Origin of the sequence: Stenotrophomonas sp. HMWF003 (assembly GCF_003061285.1) — a bacterium.
Taxonomy (GTDB): domain Bacteria; phylum Pseudomonadota; class Gammaproteobacteria; order Xanthomonadales; family Xanthomonadaceae; genus Stenotrophomonas; species Stenotrophomonas maltophilia_AP.
In genome coordinates this window covers 21501-22607 of record NZ_QAIW01000004.1, presented here as the reverse complement: position 1 = coordinate 22607, position 1107 = coordinate 21501, and the positions used below count along the sequence as shown (strand labels likewise).

The 1107-nt window shown below is 73.2% G+C and carries 1 pseudogene; it reads right to left on the bottom strand.

The annotated features are described in order from the left end of the window. Positions 1 to 1107, bottom strand: a pseudogene (locus tag DBR34_RS21970) (exodeoxyribonuclease V subunit gamma); the annotation flags it as partial.

Genomic DNA, 1107 nt, shown 5'->3' with positions numbered 1-1107 from the left:
TCCTGGCCCAGGGTGGCGTCGATCACCGCCTGCTGCAGCCGCAGGGTGTCGGTGCCGCGCGCGGCCATCACCAGCGGCTCCACGTCGTCGGCGTCGGCCAGGTCGTCGGGCAGGCGCAGCCCCAGCCGTTGCGACAGGAACTGGCTGGCTGGATCGGTCAGGAAGCGGCGCAGCGCATCCAGGCTGAGTTCGGTCTCGCCCGGCAACGTGTCGGCGGGCGGCAATGGCTGGTCGAACCAGGCCGCCAGCGGGCGCCGTCGCCCCCCCAGCGATCCGGCGGCCGGGTGCCACTGCTGGCGGTAGCTGAAGCGCCGCGGCTCGTCGCCGCCGCCGAACGCGGTCGGGGCGAACGGCTGCAGCGAGTGGCGCACGGTGAGCTGGCGGGCAGCGGTGGCCGGCACCTGGTGGTACTCGGCCGCCGCATCGATCAATTCGCTGACCAGCACCGAGGGCTCGCGCACGCTGCCGTCGCGTGGGTCGGCGCCCAGGTAGCTCAGGTAGAACACGTCCTGCGCCGAAGCGAACAGCTGCAGGAACAGGAAGCGGTCGTCCTCGCGCAGCGACCGGTCGCCGTACCGGCGCTTGTCGGTGCCCAGTTCGGCCGTGAGCTGGTTGAGCCCGGCGGCCGGATCGCGGCGCGGGAAATCGCCGTCGTTGAGGCCCAGCACGCAGATCACCCGGAACGGCAGCAGGCGCATCGGCACCATGCGACCGAAGCTGATGCCGCCGGTGAGCAGCGGCGCGCGGGTGTCGGCCTCGGCCAGGACGCCGGCGAAATGCGCGCGCACCACCTCCGGGGCCACCTCGCCCTGGAACTGGGCCTGGTGGGCGTCGCGGGCGAACTCGTTGATCAGCTTGCGCAGGCGCTCCAGTGCACGCTGGCTGCTGGCGGCCTGCGGGGGCACCGGCAGCAGCGCATCCAGCAATGCCAGCAGGCGCTGTCGCCAGTGCGACGGCGGCATCGCCTCGCCCAGCACGCGCTGGTAGCGGGCCAGCACCCGCAGCAGGCCCAGCAGGCGATCCAGCGCGTCGAGCGCGCTGCCTTCCAGTTCCGGCCAGGGCGCCACCCCGGCGATATCGCCGTCACTGCCACTGGCGTGACCCAGC